This window comes from Paraburkholderia saeva, assembly GCF_907164555.1.
GTDB classification, from domain to species: Bacteria; Pseudomonadota; Gammaproteobacteria; order Burkholderiales; family Burkholderiaceae; genus Paraburkholderia; species Paraburkholderia saeva.
Genome location: NZ_CAJQZC010000005.1, coordinates 271,039 through 291,640, shown reverse-complemented (window position 1 = coordinate 291,640; position 20,602 = coordinate 271,039). Strand labels below are relative to the sequence as shown.

Genomic DNA, 20,602 nt, shown 5'->3' with positions numbered 1-20,602 from the left:
TCTGTGTGTCGAAGCGAATGACACCAGCTTGTGCCCTCACCGTGACACACCCAAGACGAGCGATACGGCGCGATTTTTCAGCTTCCGCTGAAAGTCTTCGAACGGGCATCGGCCACGCCGACGTGCAACGCGGAGATGGCCGGGCGGCCAGGTATTCGCCGCCTGCTCCTTTGCGCTATGCTGGTTGCTCGACTTCCCCGAGCGGAGCGCCATCATGTCAAAACCCACACCACGGGCACCGGAACCGAAACCGGCCAACGCGGCAGACGACCGTCTCGACGAGGCGCTTGAGGAAACCTTCCCCGCCAGCGACCCGATCGCAGTCCATCCTGAAGAGGACAAAGTAAGGATCCCCAAGGGCGTCGGGCGCACGTTGCACTGAGGCGAGCGCATCTCGCCTGCACTGAATGCGGCAATGCCGTCTGATCTGGGCGGCCACGTCCTTGAGCGTTGCCGATGAGCGCCGGTACGCCGGCAAACGCGTGCGCGAGTCATCACCAGGCGTCCAGCACAAGGAACGACACCATGCCGAACGGCGTTGCCCGGTTCCTGCGTCCGCGAGACGGCGACGAAGCGCGGGTTACCTATGTTGAACTGTTCTTCGACCTGATTTACGCGTTTGCGGTCACACAGCTGTCGCATCGGCTCGTTCACGATCTGAGTGCGTTCGGCACACTTCAGACGCTCGTTCTATGGTTCGCCGTCTGGCTCGGCTGGCAGTACACATGCTGGGTCACCAACTGGTTCGATCCAGAGCGGATTCCCGTGCGGCTGCTGCTCTTCGCGGTCATGCTGGTTGGCATGGTGATGGCGGCCAGTCTGCCGCTCGCGTGGGGCGAGCGGGGGCTCGTGTTCGCGATCAGCTACGTGACGATCCAGGTGGGCCGAAGCATCGTCGTGCTGCGGTTTCTGGGCAGCCAGCATACGCTGACGCCGAACTTCCGGCGCATCTGCGGGTGGCTCGTGATCTCAGGTGTCGCATGGATCGTGGGCGGGCTTCTCGAAGGTCCCCAGCGCTTCGCATGCTGGACCTTTGCTGTGCTCTGCGAGTACCTGTCGCCCATGTTCGGCTTTCCGCTGCCAGGGCTCGGCCGGTCAGACGCCGCTGACTGGCGTTCAGCCGAAGGCGGTCACATTGCGGAGCGCTGCCAGGCGTTCGTGATCCTCGCGCTGGGCGAGTCGGTGCTGGTGACGGGCGGAACGCTGTCGGACATCGAGTCATGGAGCGCGCCGTCCGTCATCGCGTTTCTCGTGTGCTTTCTCGGCAGCGTCGCGATGTGGTGGGTGTATTTCGACTCCAGCAGTAGCGCCGGGAGCCGCGCGATCAGGCGCTCGAGCGAACCCGGGCTGATGGCCGCGTATTTCCACTACGTGCATGTGATCCTGATTGCCGGGATCATCGTCTGCGCAGCCGCTGACGACCTCGTGATCCTGCACCCGGACGAGCGCGTCACTTCGGCAACCGCATGGCTGCTCGCCGGTGGTCCGGCGATCTTTGTTGCGGGTAACGGGTTGTACAAGCGCGTTGTGTACGGCTGGTTTCCGCTGTCGCACTGGGTCGGGCTCGCCCTGCTCGCGATCGTGGTCCCGTTCGCGCTGCACACCGATCTGCTAATGACCGGCGGCCTCACGACCGTCGTCATGATCGTCGTTGCCGTATGGGAGAGCGTGTCGCGACGCTCGCTCGCGCGGGCGGAAGCAGCGGGCACGCCGTAGCGTGGTTGCACAAGACATCGCGCTGAAATCGCCGACGAAGCGCGGCGCCGCTGCAGCAACGCTCGAACGGCAATGTCGATACCCCGACACATTCATTGGCGACCAGGATTGCCGGGAAAAGCAGCGGAAAACGCCACAAAGCTCCGTCCGGCGAACCGGGACGGAGCCTGTCCAATGCCAACGGAACTGCGCAAAACCGCCGCGCCCGAATGCGCGACTGAAGGCGCGCCGGGTGCCCTGCGACAGGCGCAGTTCAGGCGATTATCGCGAAACCGGGAGACCGGATTCCAGCTGACGCTGCAGGTCACGCACCTGACGTTGCGCCGTGCGCAACTGCTCCTGTGCGGCCAGCTTCTGCGTTGCCAGTGCGGCAGCTTCGTCGCGATTCTGCTTCTGCTGGTCAGCGACGATGGCCTGTTGCTGGCGTGCAACGGTCAGGTCAGCCTGGAGGCGGTTCGCGCGGTCCTGCGACAGCGCGACCATGCGTTCCGTGAACGCCTTCTGCGCATCGAGTCGCGTGCGGCGGATCTCGACGTCGGAAAGCTGTACGGTCTGATGGGCGAAGTCGCGATAGATCGCTTCAGCGCGGCCTTCGTCCGACGTCTTGATCACGCGCCAGAAGTTCTTCTGCTGGAACAAGGCGACGTACCACGTCATCTCCTTTCCGTAGAAGAGCAGGCTTGCGCCATAACTGCCGTTGTAGGTGGTGCGCAGCTCGCTGAGTTCCGATCCGTGCATCATCTGCTGCAGCTCGGCGACGTTGCCTGTCGCGGACTGCTTCGCCTCGTCGGCTGTCAGCACGACCGGTTGCGCGGACGCTGCGGAAAGTACGGAATTCGCTGCGGGATCAGCAGCAGGCACAGCGGTGGTCTGGCTTGCGACTGCAATGCTCGCGACAGGCTCGGGACTCGTCTGTGCGCAAACAACCTGCATTCCCCCGATTACTACCAGCCCTGCCAACCCAGCCAGCTTAAGTTGGCGAACTTTTGACTTATGGTTCATGTGGTCTTCTGCTCGAACATTTGTTTTAGCTCATCCATCTCATTATTACTCACTTTCGCGGGTTTCGGGTTCTTCGTCAAAAATTTGGTGCTTCCGCAACTATTCTCGCAACACTTTCCCGCTGAAATCGCAGCCCCGGGCGGTGTCCTGGCGGCACCCGCCATAACTGTCAATTGGGGTGATCACGCGCGAATCCATTCATATCCCAATTGCCGCGATCGATACCCACTGTTGCCACGCTTTCGGCGGGCGTTAACTGCTGCTGCGCGCGGCCGCGAGCAGCCGTTGCTGCAGGCAAAATTGCCTGCCCTGCACTGACCCTGTGGGCGATCACGCCTGTGCGTTCCGCCACGTTGCGCAAGCCCCGGAAATTGTCACGAAGATACGCACTGCCGTCTGTCACGGGCGTGCCGAATCTCGCCATCGAAAAGGCGGTATTGTTTAGAGGACCCCCTATCAAACGACTCAGACGCTTTCACGTATTCTGCCCGGACCCGTTCAAGGCCTGGCGTCGCCTGATACTCACCCGGGCGCCGCGCGACTCCGATCGCGACGATTTTCAACAAGGAGGAAGACAATGACTCAACTGACGCATCTGACGCGGCGTGCCCGCACCGTGGCACTGAAGTCAGTGAAACAGATTGCAGTGGCCGGTGTGCTGATGGCGAGCGCCGTGGTGGCGATGGCGCAGAGCGCAACCGCCGTCGGCACATGGCAGACGATCGATGACCACACCGGCCAACCGAAAGCGCTGGTTCAGATCACGCCTGACGGCAACGGCAACCTGACCGGCAAGATCATCAAGGGCCTCAACCCGAACGACGATCCGAACCGTCGCTGCACCGCATGCACAGACGAGCGCAAAGACCAGTTGATGCTCGGCATGACAATCATCAACGACATGAAAAAGGATGGCGACGGCTGGGACGGCGGCCACGTCCTCGATCCGGAAAACGGCAAGCTGTACAAGTGCAAGATGCACCTGGAAGACGGTGGCCAGAAACTGGTGGTGCGCGGGTATATCGGCGTGTCGCTGATCGGTCGTTCGCAGACGTGGATTCGCCAGCAATAAACGCTGAAACAACGACAATCGCGTACAGCGTATCGAGCGCGTTAAACCCGGATTAGAGACGAAAAAAGCGGCCGACAATGACTATTGTCGGCCGCCTCTTATTGCTTTCGCGAGTTCAAAACACGTGGGTTTTGTCATGCCGCGTGCTTGTAGGGCAACGCGACGGGGGGAACCTGCGCCGCACTTTCATTCATCGTGTGAGCATGCAGCACACCGGCAGCACGGTACGGGAAACCATTCCCGAGGCGCGCGGCCTTCTGCTCAGGATTCGCGTGCACGCGCATGCGGGCCTGCATTGTCACGTAGAGATCTTCGGCGGCAGTAGCGTACAGATGGTCCATCACGCGCCTGAGCACGCCCGACTCATGCCACACCTTGAAGCGGCGATGGCACGTCTGGTAAGACGGGTAACGGCGCGGCATCGCCGACCACGTCGCACCACTACAGATGACCCACAGCACGCCGTTCAGCACGGAGCGCGTGTTGGCAAGAGGACGTCCGCGCAATTCCGAGCGCGGGCGTAGTTCGGGCAGCATCGGGGCGATGCATTGCCATTCTTCGTCGTTAATATCGCGGTAAGGTGTCACGGGCTTCTCCTTTATCAGAACCGTAAGGAGAAGATATAGAGACAGCCCGCACGCGAAAATCAGAAGAGTCTGAATCTCGAAAATGGTTTGCGAGACTCCGGTGTGACGCGCGCCCGGCACGGCTTTACCCACGCGCACCGGCGACCGCTCAACATCTAAGTCAGCGACGTATCGACGATACGTCGCGGCGTATCCAGATATTCCTTCGACTGCATTTCGACGATGCGCGAAACCGTGCGCGTGAACTCATTGGCCATCGGGCCGTCGACGTAAAGCTGCTCCGGCGGCACGGCAGCCGACATCAGAAGCTTGACCTTGTGGTCGTAGAACACGTCGATGAGCCAGGTAAAGCGCCGGGCCTCCGACTGCATGCGCGGCGTCATCTGCGGCACGCCCGAGAGGATCACCGCATGGAAGCGGCTCGCCAGTTCGAGGTAGTCGTTCTGCGAGCGCGGGCCGCCGCACAGCGTCGCGAAGTCGAACCACACCACGCCATCCGCGCGACGCAGCGCCTTCAGTTCGCGCTTCTCGATATGCAGCAGCGGACTTTCGTCAGGCACCGCGGCGAGACGTCCGAACGCATCGCGCAGCGCCTTGTCGGCGGCCGCGCCAAGCGGCGTGTGATACACCTCGACCTGCGCCAGCGTGCGTTGCCGGTAGTCGATGCCGGCGTCGACGTTGATCACATCGAGCTTCGACTTGATCAGCTCGATGGCGGGCAGCACGCGGTCGCGATGCAGGCCGTCCGGATACAGCGTGTCCGGATCGTAGTTGGACGTCATCACAAACTGCACGCCGTTCTCGAACAGCTTGTCGAGCAGCCGATAGAGAATCATCGCGTCCGCAATATCGGACACATGGAATTCGTCGAAGCAGATCAGCCGGTAACGCTTCGCGACGCGTCGTGCGAGTTCGTCGAGCGGATCGGCCTGCCCTTTCAGGTCTTCGAGTTCGCGATGCACTTCGCGCATGAACTCGTGAAAATGCAGTCGCGTCTTGCGCTGCACCGGCACGATCATGAAGAAGCTGTCCATCAGGAAGCTCTTGCCACGACCGACGCCGCCCCACATGTACACGCCGCGCGGCAGATCGGGGTGGATGATCAGCTTCTTGAACGCGTTCGAGCGACGCGATTTATATTCGGTCCACTCCTCGAAGCACCGCTGCAGGCGGTCGACCGCCGCGCGTTGCGCCGGGTCCGATTGATAACCGCGCGTCTGCAGTTCTTTTTCGTAGTATTCGGTGACGTTCATGGTGTTGCAGCAAAAAAATAAAGGCGGGAGGGTGTGAACCCGCCCGCCTTCGAGTGCGATGCAAACGCGGTCAGACGACCGCATGCATTACATGTTCAGCGCGCGTTTATCGACAGCCAGCGCAGCTTCGCGCATCACTTCAGACAGCGACGGGTGCGGATGGCAGATGCGGCCAAGGTCTTCGGACGCAGCCTTGAATTCCATCGCCACCACGGCTTCCGCGATCAGGTCCGATGCGTTTGCCGAGATGATGTGCACACCGAGCAGCTCGTCGGTCTTCGCGTCGGCGATCATCTTGACGAAACCATCCGCCTTGTTGATGCCGAGCGCGCGGCCGTTCGCCATGAACGGAAACTGCCCCGTCTTGACTTCGCGGCCTTCGGCCTTCAGCTGCTGTTCGGTCTTGCCGACCCATGCGATTTCCGGTTCGGTGTAGATCACCCACGGAATGCAGTTGTAGTCGATGTGCGGCTTCTGCCCGTCGATGATTTCGGCCACCAGCACGCCTTCGTCTTCGGCCTTGTGCGCGAGCATCGGGCCACGCACCACATCGCCGATCGCATACACGTTCGGCACCGCCGTCGCGCAATGGTCGTCGACGTCGATGAAGCCGCGCTCGTTCGCCTTCAGGCCGATTGCTTCGAGACCGAGGTTGTCGGTGTTCGGCACGCGGCCGATCGACACGATCAGACGGTCGGCGTCGAGCGTCTGCGCGTTGCCGTCCTTGTCCGTGTAGGCGATCGACACGCTCTTGTCGGACGCCTTGATCTCGCCGACCTTCACGCCGACATGAATGTCGAGACCCTGCTTCTTGAACTGCTTCGCGGCTTCTTTCGACAGCGACTGGTCCGCCGCGCCGAGGAATTCCGGCAGCGCTTCGAGCACCGTGACGTCAGAACCGAGGCGACGCCACACCGAGCCGAGTTCCAGGCCAATCACGCCCGCACCGATCACGGCGAGCTTTTTCGGCACAGTATCGAACGTCAGTGCGCCTTCGTTGTCGGCGACGATCTTGTTGTCGACCGGCACGTTCGGCAGATGGCGTGCCTTCGAACCCGTCGCGATGATCACGTTCTTCGCCGTGACGACTTCCGTTTCGCCTTCGCCGCTCACTTCGATCTGCACGCCGGCGTCCGTCTTGCCGGTGAACTTGCCGTGGCCTTTGAGCCAGGTGATCTTGTTCTTGCGGAACAGGAATTCGATGCCCTTCGTCATCTTCTCGACGATGCTTTCCTTGCGGGCGAGCATCTTCGAAATATCGACCTTCACGTTTTCCACGCTGATGCCGTGGTCAGCGAGGTGATGCGAAGCGTTTTCAAATTCTTCCGACGATGCAAGCAGCGCCTTCGACGGAATGCAACCCACATTCAGACACGTGCCGCCAAGCTTCAGCGTGCCGGCCGGGTTCTTCCATTTTTCGATACATGCGACGGTCTTGCCGAGCTGCGCGGCGCGGATCGCGGCGATATAGCCGCCCGGGCCGGCGCCGATCACGACGACGTCAAATTCTTTGGACATGACAATCCTTTCGATGACGCAGCGAAGCGCAACCATGTTTCATGGCGCGCATCGCTGCGGTTTCAAGCTGATGCGAGAAGCTCCATCACGCAGATGGTGACGGTTACGCGGATTTACAGGTCGAGCAGCAGGCGCGCCGGGTCTTCCAGCGCATCCTTCATCGCGACGAGCGACAGCACCGCTTCGCGACCGTCGATGATCCGGTGGTCGTACGACAGCGCCAGGTAGTTCATCGGACGGATCACGATCTGGCCGTTCTCGACCACAGCGCGTTCCTTCGTGGCGTGCACGCCGAGAATCGCGGATTGCGGCGGGTTGATGATCGGCGTCGACAACATCGAGCCGAACACACCACCGTTCGAGATCGAGAACGTGCCACCCGTCATTTCTTCGATCGACAGCTTGCCGTCCTTCGCCTTCTGGCCGAATTCAGCAATCTTCTTTTCGATGTCCGCGAGGCTCAGTTGATCGGCGTTGCGCAGGATCGGCACCACCAGACCACGCGGCGAACCGACCGCGATACCGATGTCGAAGTAGCCGTGATAGACGATGTCGTTACCGTCGATCGACGCGTTCACGAGCGGGAACTTCTTCAGCGCGTGAACAGCGGCCTTCACGAAGAACGACATGAAGCCGAGCTTCACGCCGTGTTCTTTCTCGAAGCGGTCCTTGTACTTGTTGCGCAGATCCATCACCGGCGCCATGTTCACTTCGTTGAAGGTCGTGAGGATGGCGTTGGTTTGCTGCGATTCGAGCAGACGCTCGGCGATACGCGCGCGCAGACGCGACATCGGAACGCGTTGTTCCGGGCGGTCCTTCAGCCACGTGTCGGCCGAGGCCGGTGCCTTGACGTCCGGCAGCGACGGCTTTGCAGCCTTCGGTGCGGCGGCCGGAGCCGGTGCTTTTGCTGCGGCCGGTGCCGAACCTGCGGTCAGCACGTCGCCCTTCGTGATGCGGCCGTCGCGGCCCGAGCCTGCGACGTCGCCCGACGACAGGTTCTTTTCTGCCATCAGCTTGCTGGCAGCAGGAGAAGCCGCCGTGTTCGCACCCGTTGCGGATGCAGCCTGGGCCGTCGCGGCAGCGGGCGCCGGCGCGGCGGCCGGTGCCGGCTTCACTTCTGCTTCGACAGCAGCAGCGCCTGCCTTGCCTTCAGTGTCGATCTTTGCGATGACCTGATCGGCGGTCACGGTGTCGCCATCGTTAGCGATGACTTGCGCGAGCACGCCTGCCGACGGTGCCGGCACTTCCAGCACGACCTTGTCGGTTTCGATTTCGATGAGAATTTCGTCCTGCGCGACCGCTTCACCCGGCTTCTTTTTCCACTGCAACATGGTGGCTTCCGAGACCGACTCGGAGAGCTGGGGGACCTTGACTTCTACAATAGCCATTGTGATTTTTTCCTGAATACGTATCGGGTTCAGTGAACCCTGTGCGAACCGTCTGCGAACCGTGTCTGCGTCGCTAAAGCCATAACGAACCTGGCAAACGCGGCACGGGAGAACGCAGTGCGTTCTCCCGGTTCGGTTTCCTGTTTACCTGGCGATCGACGCGCTCTTCAGACGGCCGAATGCACCTTCAACCAGCGCCTTCTGCTGCTCGTAATGCTTGGCGTAGTAACCGACTGCCGGCGAAGCCGAAGCCGGACGGCCGCTGTATGCCAGCTTCTGTCCTTCCTTCATGCCTTCCTTCAGATGGTGCTCGATGTAGAACCAGGGGCCCTGATTCTGCGGCTCGTCCTGCACCCACACCACTTCGGTCGCGTTGTCGTACTTCTTCATTTCCGCTTCGAACTGCTTGTGCGCGAACGGATACAGCTGCTCGATACGGATGATCGCGACGTCGTTCGACTTCGACTCGCGACGATGCGCGACGATGTCGTAGTACACGCGGCCCGAGCAGACGATCACGCGCTTGACCTTCTTCGCGTCGATCTCATCGCTCACTTCGCCGATGATCGGCTGGAACGCGCCCTTCGCCAGTTCGGACAGGTCCGACACGGCTTCCTTGTGGCGCAGCAGCGACTTCGGCGTGGCGACGATCAGCGGCTTCCTGAAAAGGCGGATCATCTGACGGCGCAACAGGTGGAAAATCTGCGCCGGCGTGGTCGGTTGAACGACCTGCATGTTGTGATCTGCACACAATTGCAGGAAACGCTCGATACGCGTGGACGAGTGCTCCGGGCCCTGGCCTTCGTAGCCGTGCGGCAGCAGCATCGTAAGACCCGAAACGCGGCCCCACTTCACTTCGCCCGACGAGATGAACTGGTCGATCACGACCTGCGCGCCGTTCACGAAATCGCCGAACTGCGCTTCCCACGCGACGAACGTGTTCGGCTCAGCCGTCGAGTAACCGTACTCGAAGCCGAGCACGGCTTCTTCGGACAGCACCGAGTCGATCACCGTGAACTTCGCCTGACCTTCGGCGATGTTCTGCAGCGGCACATACGTGCCGTCGTTCCAGCGTTCGCGGTTCTGGTCATGCAGCACCGCGTGACGGTGCGTGAACGTGCCGCGCCCCGAGTCCTGGCCGGTCAGACGCACTGCGTAGCCCGATGCGACGAGCGAAGCGAATGCCAGATGTTCGCCCATGCCCCAGTCGAGCTTCGCTTCACCACGACCCATGGCACGGCGGTCGTTGATGACGCGCTCGACGAGCGGGTGAACCTTGAAGTTTTCCGGAACCGTCGTGATGCGTTCCGCGAGGCGCTTGAGTTCAGCGAGCGGCACCGCCGTATCGGCAGCGTCGGTCCACTTGCGGTTCAGGAACGGCACCCAGTCGACCGCGTACTTGCTCTTGTAGTTCGAGAGCACCGGATCGATCGTGTGATGACCTTCGTCCATCGCCTGACGATACGCCTTGACGTAGTTGTCTGCGTCTTCGGCGGTGATCACGCCCTGCTGTACGAGCTTTTCAGCGTACAGCGCGCGCGTGCCCGGGTGCTTCGCGATGGTCTTGTACATCAGCGGCTGCGTGACAGCCGGCGTGTCCTGCTCGTTGTGGCCGAGCTTGCGGAAGCAGATGATGTCGACGACGACATCCTTGTGGAACTGCATCCGGTAATCGATCGCGAGCTGCGTCGCCAGCACGACGGCTTCCGGATCGTCGCCGTTCACGTGCAGCACCGGCGCTTCGATCATCTTGACCACGTCGGTACAGTACAGCGTCGAGCGCGCATCGCGCGGGTCGGACGTCGTGAAACCGATCTGGTTGTTGATGACGATGTGCAGCGTGCCGTGCGTGCCGTAACCGCGCGTCTGCGCGAGGTTCAGCGTTTCCATCACGACGCCCTGGCCTGCGAAGGCCGCGTCGCCGTGGATCTGCACCGGCAGAACCTGCAGGCCCTGATCGTCGCCGCGACGGTCCATCCGCGCCTTCGCGGAACCTTCGACCACCGGGTTCACGATTTCAAGGTGCGACGGGTTGAATGCGAGCGACAGGTGGACCGGGCCGCCATCGGTCGAAACGTCCGACGAGAAGCCCTTGTGATATTTCACGTCGCCAGCCGGCAGATCATCGACGTGCTTGCCTTCGAATTCAGCGAACAGGTCAGCCGGCATCTTGCCGAGCGTATTGACCAGCACGTTCAGACGGCCGCGGTGGGCCATGCCGATGACGATTTCCTGCACGCCGTTCGCGCCGCCGTGGCGCACCACTTCGTCCATCGATGCGATGAAGCTTTCGCCGCCTTCCAGCGAGAAACGCTTCTGGCCGACGTACTTGGTGTGCAGAAAGCGCTCGAGGCCTTCGGCTGCCGTCAGACGGTTCAGGATGTGCTTTTTCTTGTCGGCGGAGAAGTTCGGCGTCGAGCGGATCGACTCGAGCTTTTCCTTCCACCAGCGCTTCTGCTCCGGATCGCTCAGGTACATGTACTCGGCGCCGATCGTGCCGCAGTACGTGTCGCGCAGCGACTTGATGATGTCGCGCAGCGATGCCTGTTCGAAGCCGAAATACAGGTTGTTCGCGTTGAACGTCTGGTCCATGTCGGCTTCAGTGAAGTCGTAGAACGCAGGTTCAAGCTCGGGAATATTCGGACGCTCGCGCCGCTTCAGCGGATCGAGGTTAGCCCATTGCGAGCCGAGAAAACGGTAGGCGCCGATCAACGACTGGACAAACACCTGCTTGCGCGCGGTGGCCAGGTCTTCGCCGCCCGTGGCGGTGCGCGGAATAAAGGCGTTCGCCTTCGCCCGCTGTGCAAACGACTCGACGATCGGGCCATGGGCCACGTCGTTCACGTTGCTGCCGTCCGATGCCGGAACGTTTTGCAACGCGTCGAAATACTCACGCCAGGTCTCGGGCACTGACGCCGGATTATCGAGATACGCCTCGTACTGCTCTTCTACATACGGAGCGTTGCCGCCGAACAGATAAGAGTTCAGCTGGAATTGCTTCATCATTTTTACGCTCACCTTTCTTCGAGTTTCTCGAGAAATAGCGGGTTACTCAACCTTCCGCGACACGGCCTGACCGTTTGGCGGATTGCGCGAATCAAGTCTTGCTTGGAAGGACCTTAACTTGCATCCGGAAAAGCATAGCACAGAACGCATACTCTACATAGCTGGCACGGTCGCCTGAAGTCTTGTCGCACCGGGGTTTTGCTGCATCTGCACGCAGTCCGGATGGGGGTTTCGAGGCGCATCACACGGTTTTCACGAGACGCCGCCAAACCACGCCGGCCGTGCCGGAAAACGACGAAAGCCACCCGAAGGTGGCTTTTGTCTGACAACGATGCGCTTGTTGACGGCTCGACGACGTCAACCACATTTAGTCGGTCGCGCCCTTGCGGCTCGCGCTACGGCGCTCGTGTTCCTTCAGGTAACGCTTGCGCAGACGGATCGATTGCGGGGTGACTTCGACGAGTTCGTCGTCGTCGATGAACTCGACCGCGTATTCGAGCGACATCTGGATCGGCGGCACGAGGCGCACGGCTTCGTCGGTACCCGACGAACGCACGTTGGTCAGCTGCTTGCCCTTGATCGGGTTCACGACGAGGTCGTTGTCGCGGCTGTGAATGCCGATGATCATGCCTTCGTACAGCGGCTCGCCCGGCGACACGAACATGCGGCCGCGATCCTGCAGCTTCCACAGCGCGTAGGCGACGGCTGCACCGTCGTCCTGCGAGATCAGCACGCCGTTGCGGCGCTCGCCAACCGCACCTTCCCGGACCGGCTGGTACGAGTCGAACGTGTGGCTCATCAGGCCCGTGCCGCGCGTGAGCGTCAGGAATTCCGACTGGAAGCCGATCAGGCCACGCGCCGAAATACGGTACTCGAGACGCGTACGGCCACGGCCGTCCGACGCCATGTCGAGCATTTCGCCCTTGCGGCGGCCGAGTTCTTCCATCACGCCGCCCTGGTGGCCGTCTTCCATGTCGACCGTCAGGTTTTCGTACGGCTCGTGACGCACGCCGTCGACTTCCGTCATCACCACGCGCGGACGCGAAACGGCGAGTTCGTAGCCTTCACGACGCATGTTCTCCACGAGAATCGTCAGGTGGAGCTCGCCGCGACCCGCCACTTCGAACGTGGTTTCGTCGCCGGTTTCTTTCACGCGCAGCGCGACGTTGTGGTTCAGTTCCTTCATCAGACGGTCGCGGATCTGGCGGCTCGTCACGAACTTGCCTTCACGGCCCGCCAGCGGCGACGAGTTCACAAGGAAGTTCATTGTCAGCGTCGGTTCGTCGACCGTGATCATCGGCAGCGCTTCCGGCACGTCCGGCGAGCAGATGGTCACGCCGATACCGATTTCCTCGATACCGTTGATGAGCACGATGTCGCCGGCTTCAGCCGATTCCACCTGGACGCGCTCCAGACCCTTGAACGACAGGACCTGATTGATCTTGCGGTTGAGGATCGCGCCGTCCGGGCCCGAACGCACGGCGACGGACATGCCCGGCTTGATCGTGCCGCGCGTGATGCGGCCAACGCCGATACGGCCGACGTACGTCGAGTAGTCGAGCGACGTGATCTGCAACTGGAGCGGACCGTTCGGATCTGCCGGGCGAACCGGCACGTGTTCCAGAATCGCTTCGAAGAGCGGGCGCATGTTGCCTTCGCGCACGCTCGGATCGAGGTCGGCGTAGCCATTCAGGCCCGATGCGTAGACGATCGGGAAGTCGAGCTGTTCTTCGCTTGCGCCCAGCTTGTCGAACAGGTCGAACGTCTGGTTGATCACCCAGTCGATACGCGCACCCGGGCGGTCGATCTTGTTGATGATGACGATCGGCTTGAGGCCAAGCGCCAGCGCCTTCTTGGTCACGAAGCGCGTTTGCGGCATCGGGCCTTCGACGGCATCGACGAGCAGCAGCACCGAGTCGACCATCGACAGCACCCGCTCCACTTCACCGCCGAAGTCGGCGTGGCCCGGGGTGTCAACGATATTGATGTGCGTGCCTTCGTATTCGACCGCGCAATTCTTCGCAAGAATCGTAATGCCGCGTTCTTTTTCGATGTCGTTCGAATCCATCACACGTTCGGCGATCTGCTGGTTCTCGCGGAAGGTGCCGGACTGGCGAAGGAGCTGGTCGACGAGCGTGGTCTTGCCGTGGTCGACGTGGGCAATGATGGCGATGTTACGAAGGGCGCGGGTCATAGGAACCTGGAAACAGTTGAGTGCGCCAGATCGCTTCTTGAAATTGCCAACAAGCCCAAAGCGCACTTTTGGGAACCTGAAATTATAGCACGCGAACGTGAAGCTTTCCGGCCTGTCATGTACTCCACCCTCCGGAAAGCCCTTCTGCGCGCTTTTTTCGCGCTCCACAGGCACAGTTGTCCTGCATTCCGGACGCGACCGGCGTAGCCCTCACCGCCAGTCCTTGTGCTGCACGCGTCAAACGAATCGATTATGGTCCTTGCGTGTGAAAGTTCCTTGCCTAAGCTGTAATAACGCTTGCCGCGTCAACTAACCGCACCTATAATCCTGCCTGGTCAATCATTGTTGTCGCAGAGAATCATGACTGATCCGAATCCGGCGCCACCGCCTGAAATCAGCGAATACCAGTTCGGCGAGAGTGTGGGCTACCTGCTTTCGCGCGTGAAATCGACCATGTCGAACATGATCACGCAGCGCACGATGGCCGAACTCGGCATTACCAGCACCCAGTGCAGCATCCTGTTCATGGTCTCGAGCGGCAAGTGCACGCTCGCCGCCGAGCTGGCCCGCGAATACGGTATCGACGCGAGCGCGGTCACCCGCCTGATCGACCGGCTGGAGAAGCGCGGCCTGCTGACGCGCGTGCGCAGCAGCGAAGACCGACGCGTTGTCCGGCTGGCGCTCACGCCCGAAGGCCAGGCGATGGCCGCGCGCATGCCCGGCATTTTCAATGGCACGCTGGACAAGTTGCTCACCGGCTTTACGCCCGAGGAAGTGGGCTTCCTGAAGAGCCTTCTGCGCCGTGCGCTTGCGAATAGTGGCGACGCTTCGTGGCTCTCGCGCGATGCCGCCACGCCGTCGGCTCCGTCGTCCGAGACGCGATAAATAGTTGCAACGTCCATCATTACTATCACTCATAGAAGAGTCGAGCGAATGAAATCCCTTTCCCTGTCCGCGCCGGCGCTGTCGAGCCGGGCTGTCGTCGCTTCGGCGGTGGCAGCGCTCGCCCTCTCGGGCTGCGCGAACTACATCGGTATCAAGAGCGACAAGCAGATGGCGTCGGCGGCGCAGTACGAATCGGCGCAGAGCGTTCCCGCACAGGGCGGCCAGTGGCCATCGCTCGACTGGGCGAACCAGTTCGGCGACCCGCAACTGCCGGCGCTGATCGCCGAGGCGCTCGACGGCAGCCCGTCGATCGCGCAGGCGCAGGCGCGCATTGCCAAGGCATCGTCGTACATCGAAAGCTCGCGTTCGAACCTGTATCCAAAGGCGAACGCCAGTTATTCGTGGACCCGCGAACTGTATTCGGAGAACGCCCTCTTCCCGCCGCCCTTCGGCGGTACGTGGTACAGCGAGAACAACGTGCTCGCGAGCGCGTCGTGGGATCTGGACCTGTGGGGCAAGAACCGTGAAAAGCTCGGCCAGGCGGTTTCGAAGGAAAAGGCCGCCGAAGCCGACATGCAGCAGGCGCGCGTGACGCTCGCGTCGTCGGTGGCGCGCACGTACAACCAGCTCGCGCAGCTCTACGCATTGCGCGATATCGCCCAGAGCGAGATCGACAACCGGAAGACGATCGGCTCGATCACGAACGGCCGCGTTGTCGCGGGTCTCGATACAAACGTCGAACGGCAGACGGCCAACGGCAATATCGCCACGAGCCAGGCGAACCTGACCGAACTCGACGGCCAGATCACCACCGTGCGCTACCAGCTGGGCGCGCTGCTCGGCAAAGGGCCGGATCGTGGCCTGCAGATCGCCAAACCGGTCATGACCGCAGGCGCACCGGTCGTGCTGCCGGACAACCTGCCGGCCGACCTCGTGGCGCGCCGCCCGGACATCGTCGCCGCGCGCTGGCAGGTCGAAGCCGCGACGCACGACATCAAGGAAGGGAAAGCCGAGTTCTTCCCGGACGTGAACCTCGCGGCCGGTTTCGGTTTCGATGCGTTCGGCTGGAGCAACTTCCTGAAGCTCTCGAGCCGCCAGGCGCAGTTCGGCCCGGCGATCCATCTGCCGATCTTCGATGCCGGCGCGCTGCGCTCGCAACTGAAAGGCCGCTACGCCGACTTCGATCTCGACATCGCGAACTACAACCAGACGCTGATCAATGCGTTGTCGGATGTGGCGACCCAGGTGGCGTCGATCCGCTCGATCGACCAGCAGTCGGGCGACGCACAGCGTGCGCTCGATGCGTCGACGAAGGCGTACGAACTCGCGGTGATCCGCTACCGCGCCGGTCTGTCGCCGCAACTGCAGGTGCTGACCGCCGACCAGAACCGCCTCGCCGCCGAACAGACGGTGACGAACCTCAAGATGAAGCGCCGCGACATGCAGATCGCGCTGATCAAGGCGCTCGGCGGCGGGTTCGACGCAACGCAGACGGGTCTCGTGGTGCCGACCGACGCACCCGCTTCCACCGCGCACGCATCGAACTGAGCCGGGCCGAACGCCATCCGGATAAACGACGAAGACTGAGAGAATACGGAGCACATCAATGAGCACCCCCCAACAGCCCGCCGCGAGCTCGCAACCGGCAAACAGCGGCAAGCGCAAGCTGATGATGACGCTGCTTGTCATCGTGATCCTGATCGCTGCGATTGCGTATGGCCTTTATTACTTCCTCGTCGCGCGCTATCACGAAGACACCGACGACGCCTACGTGAACGGCAACGTCGTTCAGATCACACCGCAGGTGACGGGCACGGTCGTCTCGGTGAACGCCGACGACACGCAGACGGTCAAGACCGGCGACCCCGTCGTCGTACTGGACCCGGCGGATTCGCGCGTCGCGCTCGAATCGGCTGAGGCGAATCTCGCGCAGGTCGTACGCCAGGTGCGCGGCCTCTTCGCCGACGACAGCCAGTATCTGGCCCAGGTCGCCGTGCGTCAGTCCGATCTCTCGCGCGCGCAGGACGACCTGAAGCGCCGTATGACGGTGGCGCAAACGGGCGCGGTTTCACAGGAAGAAATCTCGCACGCCCGCGACGCCGTGAAGAGCGCGCAGGCTGCCGTCGACGCCGCGCAACAGCAGCTCGCCGCGAACCGCGCGCTGACCGCAAACACGACGATCGCGAATCACCCGAACGTCCAGGCTGCGGCCGCGAAGGTCCGCGACGCGTATCTGAACAACGCGCGCAATACGTTGCCGGCGCCAGTCACGGGCTATGTCGCGAAGCGTTCGGTGCAGGTCGGCCAGCGCGTCTCGCCGGGCACGCCACTGATGGCGATCGTGCCGCTTGGCGCCGTTTGGGTTGACGCGAACTTCAAGGAAGTGCAGCTGAAGCACATGCGCATCGGCCAGCCGGTCGAGCTGACGGCTGACGTCTACGGTTCGGGCGTGAAGTTCCACGGCAAGGTCGTCGGCTTCTCCGCCGGCACGGGTTCGGCGTTCTCGCTGCTGCCCGCGCAGAACGCAACGGGGAACTGGATCAAGGTCGTGCAGCGTCTGCCGGTCCGTATCGCCCTCGATCCGCAGGAACTCGCGGCGCATCCGCTGCGTATCGGCCTGTCGATGCAGGCTGACGTCGACATCAGGAACGAAAACGGCGGCCAGCTCGGCAACGCGCCGAACACGGTCTACCAGACCAGCGTGTTCGACAAATACGGCGACCAGGCCGATGCCGAAATCGCACGCATCATCGCGGCGAACGCGGGCCCGAACGGCGGCCAGTACAGTGGCGCGAAAGCCGCCGATCGCGGTGCAAAAGGCGCGGCGAAGCTGATGTAAGCAGCGTCATGGCGGATTCCGCCATACCGGTAACACTTCAAAAGGTTTCATGGCTCAGGCTCAAGTCCCGCACCCTCCGCTGGAGGGTGCGCAACTGGTGATCGGCACGATCGCCGTTTCGCTCGCGGTTTTCATGAACGTGCTCGATACGTCGATTGCAAATGTGTCGATCCCGTCGATTTCGGGCGACCTCGGCGTTTCGTCGGATCAGGGCACGTGGGTGATCACGTCGTTCGCGGTGGCTAACGCGATCTCCGTGCCACTGACGGGCTGGCTCACCGAGCGTATCGGCCAGGTGCGTCTCTTCATGGCGTCGATCATCCTGTTCGTGATCTCGTCGTGGATGTGCGGGCTCGCGCCGACGCTGCCTTTCCTGCTCGCGTCGCGCGTGCTGCAAGGCGCGGTCGCAGGTCCGATGATTCCGCTGTCGCAAACACTGCTGCTCGCGAGCTATCCGCGCGCGAAGGCGCCGATGGCGCTTTCGATGTGGGCGATGACCACACTGATTGCGCCGGTCGCCGGGCCGATTCTCGGCGGCTGGATCTCCGACAACATCTCGTGGCCGTGGATCTTCTACGTGAACATTCCGGTCGGCATCGTGGCCGCGGCTGCGACGTGGGCGATCTTCCGCAATCGCGACTCTGTGATCCGCAAGGCTCCGATCGACGGTGTCGGTCTCGCGCTGCTGATCACGTGGGTCGGCTCGCTGCAGATCATGCTCGACAAGGGCAAGGACCTCGACTGGTTCTCGTCGACGACGGTCGTCGTGCTCGCGCTCACCGCGGTGATCGCGCTCGCGTTCTTCATCGTCTGGGAACTGACGGCGGAGCATCCGGTGGTCGACCTGTCGCTCTTCTCGAAGCGCAATTTCACCGGCGGCACCGTCGCGCTGTCGATCGGCTACGGCCTGTATTTCGGCAACCTCGTGCTGCTGCCGCTGTGGCTGCAGACCGACATCGGCTACACGGCGACGCAGGCCGGGCTCGTGATGGCGCCGGTTGGCCTCTTCGCGGTGCTGCTTTCACCGCTCACCGGCAAGTTCCTGCCGCGCACCGACCCGCGCTATATTGCGACGGCGTCGTTCCTCGTGTTCGCACTGTGCTTCTGGATGCGCTCGCGCTACACCACGGGCGTCGATACGTATTCGCTCCTCGCGCCGACGCTGATTCAGGGCATCGGCATGGCCGGATTCTTTATTCCGCTGGTGTCGATCACGTTGTCGGGCTTGCCGGGCAACCGGATTCCGGCCGCGTCGGGCCTGTCGAATTTCGTGCGGATCATGTGCGGCGGTATCGGCACGTCGATCTTCCAGACCGCATGGGATCACCGGACGATCATGCACCACGCACAACTCACGGAACAGGCAAACGCCTACAACCCCGTGTTCGATCATTCGATGCAGCAACTCGGTGCAACCGGGTTCAGCCAGCCGCAGGCGTTCGGCCTCTTCAACACGATGGCGACGCAGCAGGCCGCGCAGCTTGGCGTGAACGACCTGTTCTTTGTTTCGGCTGGTATCTTTGTCGCGCTGATCGCCCTGATCTGGGTCACGAAGCCGGAGCGGGCCGGCGGCGACGCGGGAGCCGCGGCAGCGGCGGCGCACTAAGGTTCGTTTATCCGCGGGCTGACGTTTGATGCGTCGGAGAATGAAAAAAGCGGTGCCGCAATCATGTGGCACCGCTTTTTTTCGTTGTGAGCTCTGGTTCGCGCTTCAGTTCGCGGCAGTGACAACGAGTCGCTCCGGTGCAAGCACGCCTTCGCCTGCCTTTGCAACGCCGAGGAGCCGGCCTTCGCCATACACACGCATGCGCGGCGACGCGTTCAGCACATCCTGGCTGATGGCCAGCTCGTCGAGCCGCAGACGCTGGCCGTGCAGAAAACGACGCGTCGCTTCGGCGTCGAGCTGCACTTCCGGAAACGTCGACAGCAACGCGTCGACCGGTTGCAGCCACGCGTCACGCGCGGATTCGGTCGCGTCCGAGAGCGCATCGAGCGTGACCGCATGTTCCAGCGTCAAGGCGCCGACGCCCGTGCGACGCAGCGCCACCAGGTGCGCGCCGCACGCGAGCGCTGCGCCGATATCCTCGGCGAGCGTGCGAACGTAGGTGCCCTTGCTGCACGTAACCCGGAACGTTACATCGGGCAGCGCACACGCAATCAGCTCAAGCACGTGAATCGTGACGTGACGCCCTTCCCGCTCGACCACCTGCCCCGCGCGCGCGTATTCGTACAGCGGCTTGCCGTCGCGCTTCAGCGCGGAATACATCGGCGGAATCTGGACGATGTCGCCGCGAAACCGCGCCATGGCCTCGATCACCGCCGCCTCGTCGCACGCGACTTCCCGTGTTTCGACGGCTTCGCCTTCGGCGTCGCCGGTAGTCGTACGAATGCCGAGACGCATCGTTGCTTCATACGTTTTGTCGGCCTCGAGCAGATCCTGCGAGAACTTCGTCGCCTCGCCGAAACACAGCGGCAGGAGACCCGACGCGAGCGGATCGAGCGTGCCCGTGTGGCCCGCCTTCTTCGCGAGATAGAGACGCTTGGCGCGGATCAGCGCGTCATTGCTCGACAGGCCGATGGGCTTGTCGAGCAGCAGCACGCCGTCGAGCGCGCGGCGCGGAATGCGCGGGCGTTGCGGTGCAGTCATATCAATCGAGCGCGGGCTGGTATGAGGGACGTGATCTCACTCGTCTTTGGCACGCGAAGCATTCGCTTCATCGATCAGACGCGACATTTCGACGGCCTTCTCGATCGTCTTGTCGTAGTGGAAATGTAGCGTCGGCACCGTGTGAATGTGCAGGCGCTTGAACAGCTGGTTGTGCAGATGGCCGGCGGCGTGATTGAGCGCGTCCTGGGTCTGCTGCGGATCGCCCGTCAGCGTCGTGAAGAACACTTTCGCGTGAGCATAGTCCGGCGTCAATTCGACGCTCTGGAACGTGACGAGTCCGATGCGCGGGTCTTTCACTTCGCGCAGCAGCTCGGACAGATCGCGCTGGATCTGATCGGCGATCTGCACGTTGCGATTGGGAGAAGAACGTTTTTTAGGCATGGTGAATCCGTGATCCGGTTTGTCGGTTGCGTGGCACTCAGGCGCTAGCGGAAAGGTCATGAAGTGACCCGCCGCGACCTGAATCCGCACACA

At 62.2% G+C, this 20,602-nt stretch carries 16 protein-coding genes; 7 read left to right on the top strand and 9 right to left on the bottom strand.

The window, feature by feature from the left end; all coding sequences use genetic code 11:
- The first annotated feature begins 214 nt into the window (after positions 1 to 214).
- Positions 215 to 382 (top strand): hypothetical protein, encoded by a 168-nt coding sequence (locus LPA36_RS15660; RefSeq protein ID WP_228878196.1) that lies wholly within the window; start codon positions 215 to 217, stop codon positions 380 to 382.
- A 143-nt stretch (positions 383 to 525) separates the two neighbouring features.
- A complete protein-coding gene (locus tag LPA36_RS15655) occupies positions 526 to 1,716 on the top strand; it encodes a low temperature requirement protein A (protein WP_228878195.1) in 1,191 nt (396 codons plus the stop codon).
- Between the two features lie 261 nt (positions 1,717 to 1,977).
- Here the strand turns inward: LPA36_RS15655 and LPA36_RS15650 are convergent, their stop codons facing one another.
- On the bottom strand, positions 1,978 to 2,718 hold the full coding sequence (locus LPA36_RS15650; protein WP_228878193.1) for a DUF2968 domain-containing protein: 741 nt from the start codon (positions 2,716 to 2,718) through the stop codon (positions 1,978 to 1,980).
- 577 nt (positions 2,719 to 3,295) lie between these two features.
- Here LPA36_RS15650 and LPA36_RS15645 point away from each other — a divergent pair.
- Positions 3,296 to 3,790 carry a DUF2147 domain-containing protein gene (locus tag LPA36_RS15645; RefSeq protein ID WP_228878190.1) on the top strand — a complete coding sequence of 165 codons (495 nt, stop codon included), beginning with the start codon at positions 3,296 to 3,298 and terminating at the stop codon, positions 3,788 to 3,790.
- Positions 3,791 to 3,924: 134 nt separating this feature from the next.
- Here the strand turns inward: LPA36_RS15645 and LPA36_RS15640 are convergent, their stop codons facing one another.
- The 6 genes from LPA36_RS15640 to typA all read right to left on the bottom strand — a co-directional run bounded on the left by LPA36_RS15640 (position 3,925) and on the right by typA (position 13,736).
- A complete protein-coding gene (locus LPA36_RS15640; RefSeq protein WP_228878189.1) occupies positions 3,925 to 4,377 on the bottom strand; it encodes a transposase in 453 nt (150 codons plus the stop codon).
- 155 nt (positions 4,378 to 4,532) lie between these two features.
- Positions 4,533 to 5,630, bottom strand: a complete 1,098-nt coding sequence (gene zapE, locus LPA36_RS15635) for a cell division protein ZapE (protein ID WP_228878186.1) — start codon at positions 5,628 to 5,630, stop codon at positions 4,533 to 4,535.
- A gap of 87 nt (positions 5,631 to 5,717) precedes the next feature.
- Positions 5,718 to 7,148 carry a dihydrolipoyl dehydrogenase gene (lpdA, locus tag LPA36_RS15630; RefSeq protein WP_228878181.1) on the bottom strand — a complete coding sequence of 477 codons (1,431 nt, stop codon included), beginning with the start codon at positions 7,146 to 7,148 and terminating at the stop codon, positions 5,718 to 5,720.
- 113 nt (positions 7,149 to 7,261) lie between these two features.
- A complete protein-coding gene (odhB, locus tag LPA36_RS15625; protein WP_228878179.1) occupies positions 7,262 to 8,536 on the bottom strand; it encodes a 2-oxoglutarate dehydrogenase complex dihydrolipoyllysine-residue succinyltransferase in 1,275 nt (424 codons plus the stop codon).
- Between the two features lie 144 nt (positions 8,537 to 8,680).
- Positions 8,681 to 11,542 (bottom strand): 2-oxoglutarate dehydrogenase E1 component, encoded by a 2,862-nt coding sequence (locus LPA36_RS15620; RefSeq protein ID WP_228878178.1) that lies wholly within the window; start codon positions 11,540 to 11,542, stop codon positions 8,681 to 8,683.
- Between the two features lie 367 nt (positions 11,543 to 11,909).
- Positions 11,910 to 13,736 (bottom strand): translational GTPase TypA, encoded by a 1,827-nt coding sequence (gene typA / locus LPA36_RS15615; RefSeq protein ID WP_228878177.1) that lies wholly within the window; start codon positions 13,734 to 13,736, stop codon positions 11,910 to 11,912.
- Between the two features lie 360 nt (positions 13,737 to 14,096).
- Here typA and LPA36_RS15610 point away from each other — a divergent pair, with 360 nt between their 5' ends.
- From LPA36_RS15610 to LPA36_RS15595, 4 genes are read left to right on the top strand one after another with little or no spacing between them, the layout of a single operon-like run.
- Positions 14,097 to 14,621 (top strand): MarR family winged helix-turn-helix transcriptional regulator, encoded by a 525-nt coding sequence (locus tag LPA36_RS15610; RefSeq protein ID WP_228878176.1) that lies wholly within the window; start codon positions 14,097 to 14,099, stop codon positions 14,619 to 14,621.
- Between the two features lie 48 nt (positions 14,622 to 14,669).
- Positions 14,670 to 16,169, top strand: a complete 1,500-nt coding sequence (locus LPA36_RS15605) for an efflux transporter outer membrane subunit (RefSeq protein ID WP_228878175.1) — start codon at positions 14,670 to 14,672, stop codon at positions 16,167 to 16,169.
- 58 nt (positions 16,170 to 16,227) lie between these two features.
- Positions 16,228 to 17,460, top strand: coding sequence for an HlyD family secretion protein (locus LPA36_RS15600; protein WP_228878174.1), 1,233 nt, complete (start codon positions 16,228 to 16,230; stop codon positions 17,458 to 17,460).
- A 49-nt stretch (positions 17,461 to 17,509) separates the two neighbouring features.
- A complete protein-coding gene (locus tag LPA36_RS15595) occupies positions 17,510 to 19,066 on the top strand; it encodes a DHA2 family efflux MFS transporter permease subunit (protein ID WP_228878173.1) in 1,557 nt (518 codons plus the stop codon).
- A gap of 105 nt (positions 19,067 to 19,171) precedes the next feature.
- Here the strand turns inward: LPA36_RS15595 and truB are convergent, their stop codons facing one another.
- Together truB and rbfA are read right to left on the bottom strand one after the other, a co-directional pair.
- Positions 19,172 to 20,107, bottom strand: a complete 936-nt coding sequence (gene truB, locus LPA36_RS15590; RefSeq protein WP_228878172.1) for a tRNA pseudouridine(55) synthase TruB — start codon at positions 20,105 to 20,107, stop codon at positions 19,172 to 19,174.
- Between the two features lie 36 nt (positions 20,108 to 20,143).
- Complete coding sequence (rbfA, locus tag LPA36_RS15585) at positions 20,144 to 20,509, bottom strand: 30S ribosome-binding factor RbfA (RefSeq protein ID WP_228878171.1); 366 nt, start codon at positions 20,507 to 20,509, stop codon at positions 20,144 to 20,146.
- Positions 20,510 to 20,602: the final 93 nt, after the last annotated feature.

What these genes read in the sequence shown, in the direction of transcription:
- LPA36_RS15660 (WP_228878196.1), top strand. Translation starts at nt 215, where the DNA reads ATGTCAAAACCCACACCACGGGCACCGGAACCGAAACCGGCCAACGCG.
- LPA36_RS15655 (WP_228878195.1), top strand. Translation starts at nt 526, where the DNA reads ATGCCGAACGGCGTTGCCCGGTTCCTGCGTCCGCGAGACGGCGACGAA.
- LPA36_RS15650 (WP_228878193.1), bottom strand. Translation starts at nt 2,718, where the DNA reads ATGAACCATAAGTCAAAAGTTCGCCAACTTAAGCTGGCTGGGTTGGCA.
- LPA36_RS15645 (WP_228878190.1), top strand. Translation starts at nt 3,296, where the DNA reads ATGACTCAACTGACGCATCTGACGCGGCGTGCCCGCACCGTGGCACTG.
- zapE (WP_228878186.1), bottom strand. Translation starts at nt 5,630, where the DNA reads ATGAACGTCACCGAATACTACGAAAAAGAACTGCAGACGCGCGGTTAT.
- lpdA (WP_228878181.1), bottom strand. Translation starts at nt 7,148, where the DNA reads ATGTCCAAAGAATTTGACGTCGTCGTGATCGGCGCCGGCCCGGGCGGC.
- odhB (WP_228878179.1), bottom strand. Translation starts at nt 8,536, where the DNA reads ATGGCTATTGTAGAAGTCAAGGTCCCCCAGCTCTCCGAGTCGGTCTCG.
- LPA36_RS15620 (WP_228878178.1), bottom strand. Translation starts at nt 11,542, where the DNA reads ATGATGAAGCAATTCCAGCTGAACTCTTATCTGTTCGGCGGCAACGCT.
- typA (WP_228878177.1), bottom strand. Translation starts at nt 13,736, where the DNA reads ATGACCCGCGCCCTTCGTAACATCGCCATCATTGCCCACGTCGACCAC.
- LPA36_RS15610 (WP_228878176.1), top strand. Translation starts at nt 14,097, where the DNA reads ATGACTGATCCGAATCCGGCGCCACCGCCTGAAATCAGCGAATACCAG.
- LPA36_RS15605 (WP_228878175.1), top strand. Translation starts at nt 14,670, where the DNA reads ATGAAATCCCTTTCCCTGTCCGCGCCGGCGCTGTCGAGCCGGGCTGTC.
- LPA36_RS15600 (WP_228878174.1), top strand. Translation starts at nt 16,228, where the DNA reads ATGAGCACCCCCCAACAGCCCGCCGCGAGCTCGCAACCGGCAAACAGC.
- LPA36_RS15595 (WP_228878173.1), top strand. Translation starts at nt 17,510, where the DNA reads ATGGCTCAGGCTCAAGTCCCGCACCCTCCGCTGGAGGGTGCGCAACTG.
- truB (WP_228878172.1), bottom strand. Translation starts at nt 20,107, where the DNA reads ATGACTGCACCGCAACGCCCGCGCATTCCGCGCCGCGCGCTCGACGGC.
- rbfA (WP_228878171.1), bottom strand. Translation starts at nt 20,509, where the DNA reads ATGCCTAAAAAACGTTCTTCTCCCAATCGCAACGTGCAGATCGCCGAT.